14 protein-coding genes are annotated in these 16,201 nt (G+C 62.8%); 3 read left to right on the top strand and 11 right to left on the bottom strand.

From position 1 onward, the window contains the following. Positions 1 to 268: 268 nt before the first annotated feature. The 8 genes from AAFF19_RS21585 to AAFF19_RS21550 form a co-directional block, all read right to left on the bottom strand. On the bottom strand, positions 269 to 640 hold the full coding sequence (locus tag AAFF19_RS21585; protein WP_342720975.1) for a hypothetical protein: 372 nt from the start codon (positions 638 to 640) through the stop codon (positions 269 to 271). A 42-nt stretch (positions 641 to 682) separates the two neighbouring features. Beyond that, on the bottom strand, positions 683 to 1,738 hold the full coding sequence (locus AAFF19_RS21580; RefSeq protein WP_342720974.1) for an EamA family transporter: 1,056 nt from the start codon (positions 1,736 to 1,738) through the stop codon (positions 683 to 685). 5 nt (positions 1,739 to 1,743) lie between these two features. Continuing rightward, positions 1,744 to 2,133 (bottom strand): hypothetical protein, encoded by a 390-nt coding sequence (locus tag AAFF19_RS21575; RefSeq protein ID WP_182121096.1) that lies wholly within the window; start codon positions 2,131 to 2,133, stop codon positions 1,744 to 1,746. A gap of 106 nt (positions 2,134 to 2,239) precedes the next feature. Next, positions 2,240 to 5,386, bottom strand: a complete 3,147-nt coding sequence (locus tag AAFF19_RS21570; protein WP_342720973.1) for an efflux RND transporter permease subunit — start codon at positions 5,384 to 5,386, stop codon at positions 2,240 to 2,242. A gap of 14 nt (positions 5,387 to 5,400) precedes the next feature. Then, the gene (locus AAFF19_RS21565; RefSeq protein WP_050813826.1) at positions 5,401 to 6,531 is read right to left on the bottom strand and encodes an HlyD family efflux transporter periplasmic adaptor subunit; all 1,131 of its coding nucleotides are present in this window, start codon (positions 6,529 to 6,531) and stop codon (positions 5,401 to 5,403) included. Between the two features lie 32 nt (positions 6,532 to 6,563). Next, positions 6,564 to 7,196, bottom strand: coding sequence for a hypothetical protein (locus AAFF19_RS21560; protein WP_050813825.1), 633 nt, complete (start codon positions 7,194 to 7,196; stop codon positions 6,564 to 6,566). Next, positions 7,193 to 8,359, bottom strand: a complete 1,167-nt coding sequence (locus tag AAFF19_RS21555; protein WP_342720972.1) for a TolC family protein — start codon at positions 8,357 to 8,359, stop codon at positions 7,193 to 7,195. The genes AAFF19_RS21560 and AAFF19_RS21555 overlap by 4 nt, the downstream gene beginning before the upstream one ends. Positions 8,360 to 8,607: 248 nt before the next feature. Then, positions 8,608 to 8,964 carry a hypothetical protein gene (locus AAFF19_RS21550; RefSeq protein ID WP_342720971.1) on the bottom strand — a complete coding sequence of 119 codons (357 nt, stop codon included), beginning with the start codon at positions 8,962 to 8,964 and terminating at the stop codon, positions 8,608 to 8,610. Between the two features lie 815 nt (positions 8,965 to 9,779). Here AAFF19_RS21550 and AAFF19_RS21545 point away from each other — a divergent pair. Genes AAFF19_RS21545 through AAFF19_RS21535 form a run of 3 tightly spaced genes read left to right on the top strand, consistent with a single transcriptional unit; the run spans position 9,780 to position 12,196 of the window. Beyond that, positions 9,780 to 11,102 carry a hemolysin family protein gene (locus tag AAFF19_RS21545; protein WP_342720970.1) on the top strand — a complete coding sequence of 441 codons (1,323 nt, stop codon included), beginning with the start codon at positions 9,780 to 9,782 and terminating at the stop codon, positions 11,100 to 11,102. After that, on the top strand, positions 11,099 to 11,593 hold the full coding sequence (locus AAFF19_RS21540) for a hypothetical protein (RefSeq protein ID WP_342720969.1): 495 nt from the start codon (positions 11,099 to 11,101) through the stop codon (positions 11,591 to 11,593). Before AAFF19_RS21545 ends, AAFF19_RS21540 begins: the two co-directional genes overlap by 4 nt. A 60-nt stretch (positions 11,594 to 11,653) precedes the next feature. After that, positions 11,654 to 12,196 carry an Rrf2 family transcriptional regulator gene (locus AAFF19_RS21535; RefSeq protein ID WP_342720968.1) on the top strand — a complete coding sequence of 181 codons (543 nt, stop codon included), beginning with the start codon at positions 11,654 to 11,656 and terminating at the stop codon, positions 12,194 to 12,196. Positions 12,197 to 12,478: 282 nt separating this feature from the next. On the opposite strand, the gene AAFF19_RS21530 is transcribed toward AAFF19_RS21535, so the two are convergent. The 3 genes from AAFF19_RS21530 to AAFF19_RS21520 are packed head-to-tail and all read right to left on the bottom strand — an operon-like array spanning position 12,479 to position 15,739. Next, a complete protein-coding gene (locus AAFF19_RS21530) occupies positions 12,479 to 13,498 on the bottom strand; it encodes a tyrosine-type recombinase/integrase (RefSeq protein WP_008903159.1) in 1,020 nt (339 codons plus the stop codon). Beyond that, entirely contained in the window at positions 13,491 to 14,492 is a 1,002-nt protein-coding gene (locus AAFF19_RS21525; RefSeq protein WP_008903160.1) for a tyrosine-type recombinase/integrase, read from the bottom strand. Before AAFF19_RS21525 ends, AAFF19_RS21530 begins: the two co-directional genes overlap by 8 nt. After that, positions 14,489 to 15,739: a site-specific integrase gene (locus tag AAFF19_RS21520; protein WP_235516236.1), complete on the bottom strand. Its 1,251-nt coding sequence runs from the start codon at positions 15,737 to 15,739 to the stop codon at positions 14,489 to 14,491. Before AAFF19_RS21520 ends, AAFF19_RS21525 begins: the two co-directional genes overlap by 4 nt. Between the last annotated feature and the right edge of the window lie 462 nt (positions 15,740 to 16,201).

Here is a 16,201-nt window from a genome sequence, read left to right as displayed (position 1 = left end):
ACTCCATGACACCGACGGGCGTCATTGGGGGCATGACTACTTCCTGGATGGCCGCCTAGAGCGTTCAGAAAACGGCCGCACACGCGCCGGACGCTGGAGCACGCAGAACAACCAACTCTGCCTGCTGCTGCCCAGGTCAGCAAGGTCTCGCCCGTCTGTTTTGACGTGGTGCGCGTGGGGGAGGAATTGCAGTACCGCGATGCGGGCAGTGTGGTGTACGCAGGCACGGTCAGAAAGAGTCCGTCTCGTTGAGGCCCCTCGTCAGTCTCTACGGCGTTTGCCCCGCCTTGGCCCCACGCGGGACCTTCGGCACTATTGGAGGTTGGTCACACTTCCACGCGTTGAAGTAAACCTTGTCGCCCACTGCTATACCAGTGCCCGGGTCCACTTTGGCGAAGTGCCCGCGCGCTCGGGTCACTTGCCTTTGGATGAATGCAAAGCGGTCATTGGGGCGAATCTCCATTCCCTGGCAGCGAGGGCTACCTGTCTTCAAGAATTCTTCTGCGGTGACCAGTTTGGTGACCTTGCCGATTCTCCAGCCTTCGGACACAGCGTATTGGTTTTCATAGACTGGGGTGCTACAGCCTGAAAGCACCAGCAAAGCCAGCGCAGTAGCAATCGACAGCATCGAGTTTTTCATCGTTAAAGTTCCTTTGCCACAGTCTTGGGACATCTGTTCTGGTCAATGCCTGTGCTGGTGGTGAACATCCGGCGCATGGGGATGGGCGTGGGTGACCGGCTCATGGAAGTGCACATGGCTGTGGCTCCCCGTGGGCATCACGTCATGAACGTGCGAATGGTGTCCATCGTCATGACGGTGGGCGTGCTCATGCTCCATCGGCTCGTGCGTATGTTCATGCCCGTGGCTCTCGGCCAAATGCAGCAGCACCCCCGCAAGCATCAGAAGACCACCGAGCAGCATCAGCCACCCCGCAGACCGTTCACCGAAGCCGAACGCTACAGCCGCACCGATGAAAGGTGCAAAGGCGAACACGGAGCCAGTCCGCGCCGCCCCAAAAGCCCGCTGCGCTAGAAGGTAGAACCGAAGACTCAAGCCATACCCCGTGGCCCCCACGGCAAAGAGCCCTAGAGCTGCCGTCAGGGAGGGCAAAGGCTCGCCCCACGCCGTGGCAAGACATGCTGTCGCAGCGGCTCCCAGCGAGGCCTTTGCCATTACGACCTGGCTGGGATCGCGCTCGGCCAGTCCCCGGGACAGGGTGTTGTCCACGCCCCAGGCCACCGTCGCCAGTAGCACCGCAAGCAGACCGAGCAGCTGCGTGCCGCCCTCCAGGCCCTGGTCCACGACCAAAGCCATGCCACCGGCCAGCAAAAGAAGCATGGCTGCCCACACACGGCGGTCCATGGTCTCGCTATACAACCACCACGCCAGAGTGGCTGTGAACAGCGCTTCCAGCGTGAGCATGAGCGACGCGCTGGCACCGCTTGTGTGTTGCAGACCCCAGGACAGGGCGACAGGACCTAGGGCAGCGCCAAACCCTGCCATGCCGATGAGGCGCCAGGCGTCGGATCTCTGCAACCTTGCCTCGTGAGCAGCGGTCCGCAGGGACAAGGCACCAACGACAGCCGCCCCCGCATACAGCAGCGCAGCCGTCGTGAACGCCCCCAGCCCAGCACCCAGCCGTTGAACCAGCGGGGTGCTGATGCCAAACAAGGCTGCGGCCAGCAAGGCCAGCAGACCGCCTTGCAGTGCAGGCAAGGACAGAGAGCCGCGCGCCATGGGCCTTACTTCACCGTGAATCGAACAGTGACGGTCTTTTTGCTGTTGGTCGTGATCAGCGCAACCACCTTTGTGCCCTTGACCAACCTCACGCCCTTGGCCTCCAGCTTGTTGCCGCCTGCTGATTTCAGGGGCGCCTCTGCCTTTTCGGCGCCGTTGAGCACGGTGACCTTGCCGCCGAACTTGGATGCGTCCGCATCCTCGTCGTGGTCCACGATGTAGATTGCCGCGCCGTCAGCGGTGGCGACCAGCTCGAACGACAGATCAGAGGCAGTTTGCACCACGCCGCCGTGCGCAGGCTCGGCTGCACCGTGGGCCATTGCCGCAGGCGCACTCGCCAGGGATGCCATCACGATTGCGGTGGCTGCCATCAGTTGGGAGAAGTTCTTTTTCATGGTCATTTGGATTTCCTTCTGTTGAGATTGATTCACTGGCGCGCTTCAAAAGGCAGCGCGCCCAGGCCTATCAGAAATTTGCGGAAAATTCAGCTGGAGCCTGGGGTCAGAAGGCCTCCTGGCTTGTCGGTTCGCTTTCAGCTTGTGCGCTGCCGCCCTCAATCAAGCGCCGGGTCGCACTTTCGCCGAAAAGCCAGAACATCACGGGCGTCAGCAGCGTGTCCAGCAAGGTTGAGCTGACGAGTCCACCAAAAATCACGACCGCCACCGGATGCAGGATTTCCTTACCAGGTGCATCGGCCGCCAACAGCAGCGGGGTCAGCGCAAAGGCTGCCACCAGCGCCGTCATCAACACCGGGGTCAACCGCTCCAGCGAGCCGCGCACGATCATGGGTTGGCCGAAGACCTCTCCCTCGAACTTGCACAGGTTGATGTAGTGGCTGACTTTCAAAATCCCGTTGCGCGTGGCAATGCCCGCCAGCGTGATGAAGCCCACCATGGATGCAACAGACAGGCTCACCCCCGCCAGCCACATCGCTGCTACGCTGCCGATCAGCGCAAGCGGAATGTTGGCCATGATGATCCCGGCCAACACCGCCGACTTGTAGCGTACATACAGAACGAGAAAGATCATTGCCAAAGACACCAGCGACAAGCCGACGATCAGTTGCATCGCTTGCTCCTGGGCCTGGAACTGGCCTTCCAGGCTCAGGAAGGTCCCAGGGGGCATTGGCGTCTTTGCCATCACCGCACGAATGTCGGCAATGACGCGGCCCATGTCGGAGCCGTCCGTGTTGGCATAAACGACGATGCGCCGACGACCGTTTTCTCGGCCAATCTGGTTGGGTCCATCGGTTTCCTGGACCGTGGCGATGGCAGACACCGGTATCTGCCCCGCAGGCGTGTCGATCAGCGTGCGAGCCAGATCCTGAGGACTGCGTTTGTCATCGGGCAGGCGCAGCACCAGTTCATAGCGGCGCAGGCCGTCCACAATCTGCGCACCATGGGCACCATCCGTCAGGGCCTGCAGCACCCGCACCGCCTCGCCCGGAGACAGCCCAACCTGCGCGGCCTTGCGGTGGTCCAGCCGTACCGTGATCTGGGGGATCAGCACCTGCTTTTCCACCGTCAGATCCACGAGCCCTGGAACGCCCGAGAGTCCCTGGCGCATCTGTTCGGCCAGGCCCCGCAAGGTGTCCGTATCGTCGCCGAAGATCTTGAGCGCGATCTGCGCCCGCACCCCTGACAAGAGGTGATCCAGGCGGTGGGAGATAGGCTGGCCAATGGCCACCTGGGCTGGAAGGACGGCCAAACGGGCACGGATGTCTGCCATCACGGCCTCGCGGCCCCGGGCGGACCGCTTCAGGTCCACATCAATCTCGGCCGAATGCACGCCTTCGGCATGTTCATCCAGCTCGGCCCGCCCCGTCCGGCGCCCGACTTGGGTGACCTCAGGGACCTCTGCGATCAGCATCTCGGCCAACGCCCCCATGCGATTGGCTTCCGCCAGCGCAGTGCCTGGGTTGAACACCATGCCCAACACCAGCGAACCCTCATTGAAGGCAGGCAGAAAGGCGCGTGGAAAAAACGGGACGCTTGCAGCTGCTGCAGCTACCGCCAGTGCAGCGACAGCCATCAGCACCTTGGCGCGAGAAAACGACCAGCTGAGCACTTGCGCATCCCGCCGCTTGAGCCAGGCGACCAGCGTACTGTCACCGTGGTCCAGCCGTTTCATCCCCGGCAACAGGTAAAGACACAACACCGGCGTCACCGTCATCGAGACCAGCATCGATGCCAGCACCGACACAATGTAGGCGATGCCCAGGGGCGTGAACAGGCGTCCTTCAATGCCCGGCAGCGCGAACAGCGGCACAAACACCAGCACCACGATGGCGGTGGCGTAGACGATGCCCGAGCGGACTTCCACGCTCGCCCGGCGCACGACCTCCAGCATGGACAGTGGATTGCCCTGGGCACGGTTCTGCTTCAGCCTGCGCAGGATGTTCTCCACATCCACCACCGCATCGTCTACCAGCTCGCCAATGGCAATCGCCAGGCCGCCCAGGGTCATGACGTTGATGGACTGATCCAGCAGCCGGAACACCATGGCTGTCACGGCCAGCGACAGGGGTATCGCCACGAGCGAGATCAAAGTGGTTCGCGCGGACAACAGGAAGGCGAACAACACGATGGCCACCATGATGGCACCGTCCCGCAAAGCCTCGGTCACGTTGCCGATGGACGCCTCGATGAAGTCCGCCTGACGAAACAACACCTTCGGAGCAGCCAAGCCCACGGGCAGCCCCTGTTTGAGATCCCCCAATGCCGCTTCGATGGCGTGGGTGAGCTTGACGGTATCGGCCGCAGGCTGCTTTTGCACACTGACGATGACGGCAGGCACGCCGCTGTATCCGGCGTCACCGCGCTTCATGGCGGCAGCGAACCGGACATTGGCCACCTGTTCCAGCAAGATGGCTCGGCCATCCTTCCAGGCCACCGCCACGCCCTGCAGGTCCTCGACACGGCTGGTACGGCCGATGTGGCGGATGAGGAATTCACGGCTGTTGAGGTCGATGAAGCCACCTCCCGCATTCCCCGCAAAGCCTCGAAGGGCCTGCTCGATCTGCGTCAATGTCACCCCGAACTGTGCCATGCGTGCCGTGTCCGGCTCCACCCGCAACTGGCGCACTTCGCCGCCGATGGGGATGACCTGTGAAACCCCTGGAATCGACAGCAGTCTTGGGCGCAGCACGAAGTCCGCGTACTCACGGGCCTGCATGGGTGTCGCTGCGGCGGCCTTACCATCGCCTGCTGCCAACGGCAGTGCGATGAGCATGACTTCGCCCATGATGGAAGACACTGGCCCCATGACGGGCGTGATGCCCCCGGGGAGTTGCTCCCGCACCAGTGCCAGGCGCTCCGCCACGAGCTGGCGGTTGCGGTAGATATCGGTCCCCCAATCGAACTCGGCATAGAGAATGGACAGGCCAACCCCAGATGTAGAGCGAACCCGCGTGACCCCCGGCATGCCGTTGAGCGCGGTCTCCAGAGGGAAGGTCACCAGCTGCTCGACTTCTTCGGGCGCCATACCTCCTGCTTCCGTCAAGACGGTGACCAGGGGTTTGTTGAGGTCGGGAAACACATCGACTGGCGTGCGCCATGCGGTGATGGCCCCGTAGACCATCAGCAGCGCCGCGACCGCCAGGACGAACAGGCGGTTGTGAAGGCTGTTCCTTACGATCCAATTGAACATTGCGTGGGCTCCGTTCAGCGGATCTGTGCGATGAGCGGTGCACCTTGCACCACGACGCGGTTGTCAGCGCCCAGGCCCTGCGTGACGACCACCGTGGCGGCGTCCAGGGACCGGTACTGCACCGGCTGGGGAATGTAGCGCTCTGCACCGGACTTGATCCAGACCACCGGTTCGTTGGCACTGTTGCGCACAACGGCCTGCGCAGGCAGGACGAAGCCCTTCACCTGCTCGTTCAGCGAGGCCACGACGGTGACGGGCTGTCCGACCGCCAGCGGCAAGGCTGTGCCCGATTGCTCCGGGACGGCCCTGAAAGTCATCGGGAGGACGCCATCACGCAGGCTGCGCGCAGCGCCGATCAGCTGCAGCTTGACGCCAAGCACCCCCTGCAAGTGGGCTGTACCCGTGCGTGCGGGCAAGCCAGGATCTGCCGTAGTGGCCTCCACCAACACTCGTGCAGGGTCAATCACCTCGAACAACACTTCGCGGGCCTCAACCACCTGGCCTTTGGTTGCGTCGGCTCTGGCAATCACGCCGGAGACGGGAGCCAGCAAGGCCTCTCGGGCAGCCAGGCTCGCTCCAATGCTTTTCTCGCGCGCGGTGAGGCTCTGTAGCTCAGCACGTGCGGCCTCGATCTCCTTGCGCGGCACCGTGCCTTCGAGGGACTGCAGCCGCTGCACCCGCTGTGCAGCCAGCTCCCGGCCGCTGCGCAACTCCGCCAGTTGGGCCTGTTGATTTGCCAGCGCATAGGGCTCTGCATGGTGGGCCACATAGGCCAGTACCTCCCCCTGGCGCACGGTCTGGCCGGCGATCGGTAGGCCGCGAGGGCCCGCTTCGATCCGGCCCCCATGGATTGCCTGAACGCGGCCGCTCGCATTAGGGTCCATCACCACCCGCGCTGACAATTCGATGGTGGCTGCAGCCTGGGTTTCCAGGGTCAGCTGCGTGAGGATGCCCAGGCGCCGTTGGGCGAGCATCGGAACGTTGACACTGCCGTCTGGCAACCGCATCAAACCGGATGCGCTGACCGCCGTGGGGGCATCTAGATGCTCACCGTTCGGCCCATGGGCACCTGGCGCTGCGACGGCAACAGGTGGGAACATCGCCGCGATGCACGTGATGACACTCAAGCCGAAAACATGAAACATGCTGGTTGCCTTGGTTTTTTTCATCGATGGGTTCACAGCGCACCTCCTCTGGAGGAGGTACCTGCAGCCTTGGGCGTGCGGCCAAAGAACCAACCGACCGCCGCCAGGACGACCAGGGCCAGAGCCAGCCAGACCGTTCGGGAGGGCCCATGGGCGTGCCCGTCGTCGTGGGAGTGGCCATGGTCGTCGAGCACGGCGCCCGCGACCGTGAGGGTGCCGTCCAGCAGGTCGGAGTCATTGCCCGCCAGTACGGTGACCACCATGGGATGGTCACCGGGTGCCGCCAGAGCCTTGAGCATGTTGGCATCGTCGATGGCGTAGTCGCCCATATCTGCATGGAACTTGGCAGGCGCCTTGAGGTCGCCAGTCTCCACTTCCACTGTGGCATTGAGCACAGGTTCATTGGTGGCAAAACGGTTGATCAGGATGGACAACTCTCCGCCCTGCAGTCGGCCCACCAACTCGAAGGCTTCCGAGCGCGCTTCAAAACTAGGCACGGGGCCGCTGTTGGCACCAGCTTGAGCGGGGGCATCCAAGTGCTCGCCATTAGGACCGTGCGCTCCTGGCGCGGCATAGCTGGGTGTTCCGGCAAGCACCAGCAAGGCCAAGCCTGCTCCCAGCAATGAGAGGCGGTAACGAGAGGGGAATAGATTCAAGAGATTCATGGAAGGATTCCGAGAGATTGCTGGAAGCGGGCGCGGGCCAGGCCCAGGGCCACTTGCTGGCGTGCGAAGCTGGTGTCGGCCTGGGTAGCTGCAGCGAGCGCGCGCAACAACTCCGGCAGCGGTGTTTCTCCAGCTTTGAAAGACCGATCAATGAGCGTGGCACGCTCCCGCAGGAGTGCCGAGCGCTGGCGCTCCGCTTCCAGTTGCTGCTCTGCCGTGTGCACCGCAGACTGCGCCATCGCGGCGTCAGCAGCCAGCCGCTCCTCGGTTCGCTGTTTCGCGGTCAGCGCTACATCCAGCTCACTCAGTGCGGCAGCTTGCAGAGGTTGGTTGCGGCTCGCTGTGCCCAGGGGAATGCGCACGCCGACGCCGATGCTGTTTTGAGCCGACTCACCCCGCCCGGGGGTGTCTTGTCGGATACGCAACAAGAGCTCTGGAGGGTCGCGCCGCGTGGCGGCCACCACGTCCAGCCGCTTGCGAGCGCGCTCAACCGTCAGCGCAGCGACACGCGCATCGGGGTGGGTTTCAACGGTGAAGTGCGCCCCGCCCGATGAAACTCCGGCCCCATCAACAACCGGGGCAGACGTGAGATCAGGCGCCAGGGCTTTGCCCGTCAGGGTCATCCATTGCGACTGGCTGGCGCTCAAGCGCTGGCGTGCAGCCAACTGTGCAGATTGCGCAGCGAGCGCTTCGGATTGAGCGGCAAGCGCATCCGCCTGGGCCAGATCACCCGCTTTGACGCGGCGACGCACGTCATCGGAGATCTCCTGCAAGGACCTCCACTGGGCGTCCGCCAGGTCGGACTCGGCCTTTTGCGCGGCAATGCCCCAGGCGGCTTCACGTACCAGCCCAGCAAAATGCAGGCGCCCCGCTTGAACGGCAGCATGGGACAGCTCTACGTCGGCATCCACAGCAGCGCCGCGTGCATTGCGCTGCCCAGGCAACCACAGCGGCCACGCCAGGCCGGCCTCGGCTTCCCGACGTCCAGCCGACGTTTGCCAGCGGTCGTCCCGGTAGGAAAACTCCACTGCGGGGGGGGCCGCCCACAGGCTGGAGATCGCCACCCTTTCGGCAGTAGCCCGCTGTGTCTGACCTTCGGCTTCTCTCGCCTGTGTGGCGCGCTGCCATGCAGCCTCGACAGCTTGTGCCAGTGTTGGAGCCACGGGCGATGCCGTGGCTGAAAGCGATGGGGCGGTATTGGACTGTGCAACCGCAGCGCCAACGAGGACGCAGCTCAAAGCACAGCCTGCGGCACAACGCACCGCAAGCCCGGAAATAACAAAACGCACGTGATTCCTGACCGATCAAAGGCGGAAAACCAGGATCGTTGACGCATCAGCGCCTGATCAAAGTAGTACCGCACCGATGAACAACCCCGCTTTCGTGTGGAAAGCGCGGCGCTAAGGGTGGATCAGGAAATCAGTCGGGGAGGTCGTCGTAAACCGTCCAGATGAGGAGATGGGCTGACGGATTCGGCGGTCACGGCCGGTGCGGGCGAGCGGTCGAGAGGAAGCGACAGCTCCGGGAAGTTGAGAAGTGCTGCAGTCCCAGGGCCTGCGTCCGCCAGCATGTGCTGGATCGACTCCTGGGAATCGTCTTGGTGCGCCACACCGTGTTCATCATGGTGGTGAGAGACACCGTCCATGTGCATCTCCGCATGAACCGCCTCAAACGCGCCTGCGTGGTCGAGTACGACCGTCTGACGGGCCGCTGCGAAGGCCTGGCAGAAGAAAGAGAGCAACAGGATGACTGCGAGCAGTCGGCGCATGAAATGGGGTGCAGGCAATTGAGAATTTGTCGCAATCATAGCGACACCGCGAGGGCACTCAGTCAAAACCACATCTCGCGCCCGGTTTCAACGCCTCGCTCACATGGGGCACAGCCCGCATGAAGCATAGGCACCGCTACCGATTAGCGAATGAATCGGACTCGAACAGCTACACACGAAAGCGAGGAAATGCGAAGGAGCCAAGGCTTGCTCAAGGGTTCACACATTAGCGATTAGCCGAAATAGGTCTGCCAGCGGTCAGCCGAGTGGTCTCTATAATTTCCGCACCATGCTACGGCGCTTCATCGCGGTTTTGATTCTCCACTTTCTTTTGTGTGTGGGGTTTTCTGCCGCCGGTTTGAATCCGCCCGTCTCTGTTCCGCAGGGGCCCGAGATAGTGGAGCGCAGTACACCCAGTAGTCCAGGAACACTCCTCGCCTTTTCTGACGCGGACGACCACGCCTTGATGGACGACAAGGGCGATCTCCCGGATCAGCTGGAGCCGCAACGGCGAACCAGTTCAGGCGGCACCAACACGAAAGATGTGGCTTCGACAGGTGTCGCCCCAGTCCTGTCTGCTGTCGTCGATCCACCCCATAGGCCGCCCAGGCTAGCAGGCTCCTTCGCCTGATTCTTTGCACCGCGCAGTTTGCGCGCAGGGCCAGTGTCACCCGCTGCCACCCTTTTTTGATGGTCTTCTGCTGTTCCTGAGCATCAGCACAAGACACGTCTGCTGCTTCGTCTATCCCTCTCTGCCAAGGCGCTACCCACATCGAATCTGTGGATGCGCATGCCAAACCCATAAAAACTCCATCATGGAAATTGCCATACTCTTCGCCCTCATCCTTCTCAACGGCCTGTTTGCCATGTCCGAGATCGCTCTGGTCACGGCCCGCAAAGCCCGGTTGCAAAAGCTGATTGATGAGGGCGATAGCGGCGCCGCCGCTGCCGTGAAGCTGGGCGAAGACCCCACGCGTTTTCTCTCCACCATCCAGATCGGCATCACGTCGATTGGTGTTCTGAACGGTATCGTGGGTGAAGCCGCGTTGGCCGCGCCACTGGCGGCCTGGCTGGAGCGCCTGGGTGTGCCGCTGCCTTACGGGGGCTATGCGGCCACCGGCCTGGTGGTGGTGCTGATCACCTACTTCTCCATCGTGGTGGGCGAGCTGGTGCCCAAACGCATCGGCCAGTCGTACCCCGAGACCTTTGCCCGCCTGGTGGCGCGGCCCATCAACTTTCTGGCGATGGCCACCAAGCCGTTTGTGCTGCTGCTGTCCACCTCCACGCGCACGCTGCTGCGCCTGATGGGTGTGAAGGAAACCAGCGGCAGTCCGGTGACCGAAGAAGAGATCCACGCCATGCTGGTCGAAGGCACCACCGCCGGCGTGATCGAATCGCACGAGCACACGATGGTGCGCAATGTGTTCCGGCTGGACGACCGTCAGATCGGGTCGCTGATGGTGCCGCGCGGCGACGTGGTGTGCCTGGACCTGGAAGAGTCTTTGGAAGAAAACCTGCGCCGGATCGAAACCTCAGACCATGCACGGTTCCCCGTCGTCAAGGGAAGCATGGAGAACATTCTGGGCGTTATCAATGCACGCCAGTGGTTGTCGCGCGCGTTGCGAGACAAGGCGAACGGCCTTGCCGATCAACCCCTGCAGACGGTTCTGTATGTGCCAGAGACCATCACGGGCATGGAGCTGCTGGACAACTTCCGCCTGTCGGACGTCCACATGGCGTTTGTCATCGACGAATACGGCGAGGTGCAGGGCATCGTCACGCTGCAGGACCTGATCGAGGCCATCACCGGCGAGTTTCAGCCGCGCGACCCGGAGACCTCCTGGGCGCTGCAGCGCGAGGACGGCAGCTGGCTGCTGGATGGCCACATCCCCGTGCCAGAGCTGAAAGACCGCCTGAACCTGGACGCCGTGCCCGAGGAAGAACGCGGCCGTTACCACACCCTGAGCGGCATGATCATGCTGCTCACCGGGACATTGCCCAAGGTGACCGACACCGTGGAATGGGAAGGCTGGAAGCTGGAAGTGGTGGATATGGATGGAAAGACCATCGACAAGATCCTGGCGACACGCGTGCCACAGGCAGCAACGGCTGAGGCCCAGCAGGAGATGCCATCGTGAGACTGCAACTGTCCGGCGGCACCATGCTGGCTGGCTCTTGCCGCAACACGTCGCGGCAGCGCTGGCGCTTCGTGTTTGCAATGTTGGCCGTGTTCTTGAGCGCTGCGTGTATGGATGGCTACCCGAAGCACGACATACCTGCCATGGACCCGCTGGACATGACCCAAGACCAGCGCCTTGCCTCCATGAACGCGATTGGCGAAGACGCCCACCCCGATCGGCAGTGGAGCTACGACCTCCTGCCTGGTTGTGTTTTGCGCATCGATGCCGATGGTGCTGCGGGCCCGCGTCCTGCCATCGACATTCCGCTTCTTGGTGCAAGCGTCAAGGTGGCAACGAACAAGACAGACGAGACGTTCGATGTTGAAGTCAAACCCGCCCGCCCAGCCATCCAGGGCGAGACCACGGTCCTGGCAGCCCAAGAATGGGCACAAGCCATCGGGATGGCGGTGATTCTGCGAATGGTAGAGAAGGGGTGTACTGATGCGTGAATCGGTACTAGACAACGACCGGACTGATACCTTGAACCAGCACCATGAAGGGAGCCATGCATGCGCCTGACGACGCGTAGCAGGTTTGCGCTCATCGCCATTGCGGATGTCGCTGTACGTGACGTCCATGGGCCCGTTGCGCTGTCTACCATTGCAAAGCGGCATGGTATTTCACTGTCTTACCTTGAAACGCTGTTCAGCGCGCTGCGTCAAGCGGGGCTGGTCGCGAGCACGCGAGGGCCTGGGGGTGGATACAAACTTGCGCGGAACGTGTCCGACATCACCATTGCCGACATCGTGCGAGCCTCCGAGCAAGGGGAACTAAGAGGTGTGTCGTGCGAGCGTGACTCGATGAACGAGCGGCAAGGGGCAATGACCCACGAACTGTGGCGAGCATTCCATCAAACAGTGGATGACTATCTGCAGTCCGTCTCTCTGGCCGATGTGGTGAGAGAGCATCTTGCAAAGGGGGACACCGAGGAAGGACTGCGCCCATCTGCTCCCGCCCCCAAAAGACGCCCACTCCATCCAGAACGACAGCTCCCAGTGGGAGATGTTCCGAATTCGGTTTTTGCGCTGGGCAGAACTCTGGGGGCGAGGTAACACGCTGCTCGGGGCCCCCTGAGCCGCGATCCCCCGTCGAAAAGGACTGCAGAGGCGCGCTACCCTGTGTTTTCTGGCGCTAGTCACGGATGGTGAACGAAGGTCGGGTATCGGCCGCGACCGACATTGGCTGGCCAAAACTGAGTGACAGCAACCAGCCTTTATGGAGAGCTCTCCATAAGCAGCGTTATGCACAGCACGCAGTTATGCACAGTTGGTCCGGCAGCGCGGCGTCGCCGCCCTCGCAAGAGGGCTGCGGTCGCGTCTTTGAACTTCACGTAATCACAAGGTCTTGAGGAACTTCAACAGATCGTCTTCTGCCCGGAACCGCTGTGGGACCACATTGGGATCCTGAAGCCTGGCCAGTGCCTTTTCCTTCATGGCGAGATCGGCCTCTATGTACTGATGCGTTGTCGCCGGACTCTCGTGTCCGAGCCACAGAGCGATCACGCTGATGTCCACGCCCGACTGCAGAAGGTGCATAGCGGTCGAGTGACGCAGGCAGTGTGGAGAGATCGTTCTCCCGGCCAGGCTCGGCGTCGTGAGCGCGGCTTTCTTGACGGCCAATGCCAGGCGCTGCGTCACGTTGGACCGCGTCATCGCCTGTCCGCCACGGTTGGGCAGCAGCGCCGACGTGGGAGTCAGGTCCGGGTTGAACTTCAGCCAGGCGCGGATCACCTTGACCGTCGATCGCCAGAGCGGCACCGACCGCTGCTTGCGTCCCTTGCCATGCAGATGCACGCAGGCGGCGGGTGCCAGCACGACGTCGCCCACTTTTACGCCGATTGCCTCCGACACGCGGGCACCGGTGTTGTACAGCAGGGCCAGCAGCAGCTTGTCTCGCTGGCCCATCCAATCCGCTCCTGGCGCGCCGATCACGGCCAGCATCTCCTCGCGTGTCAGGAACTCGAACATCGGCCGCTCGAAGCGCTTCATCGGCACGCCGAGCGCCTGCTCGACGACCTGAAGTGCCGTCACGTCTCGCCGGGCCGCGAACTTCAGGAACGAGCGCAGCGCGGCCAGTCGCGCATTGCGGCTGCGAACGGTGTTGTGCCGATCGCGTTCGAGATGATCGAGGAAGTCCAGGATCAGCGCGGGCGTCAGGTCGGCGAGCGACAGCGTCGTGGGCGTCTTGTGCAGTTGCGCCTGGGCGAAGTCCAGGAACAGCACGAACGCGTCCCGATAGGCCGCAACGGTCTGCGGGCTCAACGCGCGCTGCTGCGTCAGGTGCTCGGCGAAGAAGGACTGGACCAGCGTCGCGAAGCTCGGCGGAGCGGGCTTGCGGTGTTCAGAACTACTCATCGTCGTTCTCCGCGACGTCGGCGAAGCGTTCGAATCGAGCGCCGGCCAACGCCATCAACTCCGGCACGCCGCTCAGGTACCAGTACGTGCTGGAGATATTGATGTGGCCCATGTACGTGGACAGGGCCAGCATTCGTTGGTCAAGGTTCGCTCCCTGCTGGTGCCACAGGATCATCCGTCTCACGGCGAAGCTATGGCGCAGGTCATGCACCCGCGGTCGGCCATGGCCGCCGCGATCGATCCAACCCAATTGCTCGCGCAGCTGACAGAACACTCGATGCACCTGCCGATCTCCCAGCGGTTCACCCCGGTGCACGCCACGCGAGCCCACGAAGAATGTCATCTGCGGCTTCGCAGGCACGTACTGGCGGCGCAAGGCCCGGTAGGCTGCCATCGGACCGATCACGCTGGGGTGCAGCGGCACCATGCGGGACTTGCCAAACTTGGTCTGCTGTATGGTCAGGATGCCGCCGTCCAGATCTGCATCCGAGTCGGCCAGGTTGATCGCTTCAGAGACCCGAAGCCCGGCCGATGCGATCAGACCGAACAGCGTTGCATAGGTGGTGGCACGAAGGCCATCCGAGGGGCCGAGTCGGCGGGCAGCGACGATCAATGCCGCGATCTCGGCTTCGCTGTAGATGTGAGGCGCCACGCGGCGCGGGATCGGACCGAAGCTGGAATCGTCAGGAACTTCGACAGTCGGATCGAACTGCTGGAGCCAGCGCATGAAGGGGCGCAGCGTTGCCAGTCGGCGCGCTGCCGTGTCGACATTGGCCCGGCCGCCCACGAGATACCGAGGCTGTACCTGGTGCGCCCACTGGACCATCACGTCTACCGTCAACGCGATGTCGCGTCCCTCTCCGACCATGAAGCGAGTGAAGCTGCGCACAGCGAGATCAGAGGAGCACGGCTTGAACCCGAGGCGCAGGCGTTCAGTCAGGTATTGCTCCACCTTGGCGGTGAGGTCGATGTTCGCCGATGCTGCGGCGCTCATGATGCACTCCCAGGCCAAGGCAGAGCGACCTCGGCAAGCAGTTGCAAGTCGAGCTTGGCGTAGATCAACGAGGTGTCCAGCGATCGATGCCGAAGCACATCGGCGACCTCCTTGATCGAACTGCCGCTGTTGACCAGGCGACAGGCCAGCGTGTGACGCAACGAATGGCAACCGCGTGAGATGCCGGCACCTCGCAGGGCACGCCCGATTGCCTGGCTCACTGCATCGACGCCGATGGGCTTGTCGTGTGGCGCCAACCGACGGACGAACAGCGATGGCAGCGTGGTTGCGGGCCGCTCGTGTCTCATGTACTCCGCCAGAGCCTGCCCGGTGAGCACCGGCAGCGGTAGGACATCCTGGCGCTGGGACTTTGTTCGCTTCAAGGTCACCGTTCCGGCACGCCAATCGAAGTCGCCGATCTCCAGCTTGGCGATCTCGCCCACGCGCAGTCCGAGATCCAAGGCCAGGCGCACCATGGCCAGCAGGCGCAGCGGAGCCCGCTTGGCCTCGGCGCAATGCGCTTCGAGGCGCTGGACCTCCTCGGTCGTCAGCGCGCGCGGCAACGATGCTTGGCTCCATCGCACCGGCGACGAGATAGCGCCGAGCAGGCTGTTCACTGCGTCACCGCAGGTCCCGCGGTATCGGAAGTAGGCCCGCAGCGCAGCAGTGACCGCGCTGGAATGCGACCCGCTGCTGACCCGCGTGAGCTCGGTTGCGATGAAGCCGCGAACGTCTTCCGGCTGCAACTCGCCGATGGCGATGGCCTTGCCCGCGAACTTGCATTGCAGCAGACGACCTACGAGTACCAGCCGATCCTCGCGCGTGCCTATCGCCAGGCCGCGGGCGTCGCGCATGTGGACGTTGTAACGGTTCAGTTCTTCTGCAATGGGACCGCTGGGGCCTGGCAGTTCCACGATGACATGCTGTTCCCGCAACAAGGCGAGCAGGTGTCCGAGACTGGCGCTCAAGCCGCTGCGTGTACGCAGAGCCGCGGGATGGCAGTCGCAGCGCGGCAGATGCGAATCCAGAAACTGCTCGACGAGGGCTTCGTCGATCTGTTCGGCAGATACCTGGCACTTCGCCATCCAGTGGGCAAAGTGCGACCAGGCACGAAGGGCAGTCTCCGAGCTGCCTTCGGCGTACCGGCCGCGCTCCAGCAATGCCTGGAACGCCCCGACGTATGAAGACAGCGGGCCATCGAGCAGCCATGCCCTGGCCATCGGGTGCATCGAAAGAATCAAGTCCATGGTGATCTCCAGTTGTGAGATCACCATTCATGCGCCGACTGCGAACTTATGTCCAGTTCAACGGCACCGCCTCCTTGCGATCTACCAGGGCGATCACAGCCTCTGGCGCGTTCAGACTGGCCAACTGTCCATAACTGCGTGCTGTGCATAACGCTGCACCCCCGCCCTTCGCATGCGGATGACAAGTTCAGACTGATTGCTGCCACTTAGGTTCGACGGCAGAGTCCATGGGCGCCAACGCAAGCGGTCGCTTACCGGTCAGGATCTCAAGCGACCGATCGATTACCTGTACCGGTCGTTCGGCACTGTAGCGAAGTGCAAAGTTCTGGAATGGCCCTTTGCGTCACGGACGAAACGGTGTTCTGGACCATGGGCAGGCCTTCTTCAAGCGCCAGCAGGGAGGGCGAATCACTTCTTTTGGTCCTTCAGTGTCCGTAGCGCAATACCCGCCACCCGGGTTCC

Source organism: Acidovorax sp. FHTAMBA (assembly GCF_038958875.1).
In the GTDB taxonomy this organism is placed as follows: Bacteria; Pseudomonadota; Gammaproteobacteria; order Burkholderiales; family Burkholderiaceae_C; genus Acidovorax.
The sequence above is the reverse complement of the archived record's forward strand: the minus strand, read 5'-3'. Positions and strand labels throughout refer to the sequence as shown.

Bases quoted from the DNA above. Each gene is read 5' to 3' on its own strand.
- AAFF19_RS21585 (WP_342720975.1), bottom strand. From the start codon at position 640: ATGAAAAACTCGATGCTGTCGATTGCTACTGCGCTGGCTTTGCTGGTG.
- AAFF19_RS21580 (WP_342720974.1), bottom strand. From the start codon at position 1,738: ATGGCGCGCGGCTCTCTGTCCTTGCCTGCACTGCAAGGCGGTCTGCTG.
- AAFF19_RS21575 (WP_182121096.1), bottom strand. From the start codon at position 2,133: ATGAAAAAGAACTTCTCCCAACTGATGGCAGCCACCGCAATCGTGATG.
- AAFF19_RS21570 (WP_342720973.1), bottom strand. From the start codon at position 5,386: ATGTTCAATTGGATCGTAAGGAACAGCCTTCACAACCGCCTGTTCGTC.
- AAFF19_RS21565 (WP_050813826.1), bottom strand. From the start codon at position 6,531: ATGTTTCATGTTTTCGGCTTGAGTGTCATCACGTGCATCGCGGCGATG.
- AAFF19_RS21560 (WP_050813825.1), bottom strand. From the start codon at position 7,196: ATGAATCTCTTGAATCTATTCCCCTCTCGTTACCGCCTCTCATTGCTG.
- AAFF19_RS21550 (WP_342720971.1), bottom strand. From the start codon at position 8,964: ATGCGCCGACTGCTCGCAGTCATCCTGTTGCTCTCTTTCTTCTGCCAG.
- AAFF19_RS21545 (WP_342720970.1), top strand. From the start codon at position 9,780: ATGGAAATTGCCATACTCTTCGCCCTCATCCTTCTCAACGGCCTGTTT.
- AAFF19_RS21535 (WP_342720968.1), top strand. From the start codon at position 11,654: ATGCGCCTGACGACGCGTAGCAGGTTTGCGCTCATCGCCATTGCGGAT.
- AAFF19_RS21530 (WP_008903159.1), bottom strand. From the start codon at position 13,498: ATGAGTAGTTCTGAACACCGCAAGCCCGCTCCGCCGAGCTTCGCGACG.
- AAFF19_RS21525 (WP_008903160.1), bottom strand. From the start codon at position 14,492: ATGAGCGCCGCAGCATCGGCGAACATCGACCTCACCGCCAAGGTGGAG.
- AAFF19_RS21520 (WP_235516236.1), bottom strand. From the start codon at position 15,739: ATGGACTTGATTCTTTCGATGCACCCGATGGCCAGGGCATGGCTGCTC.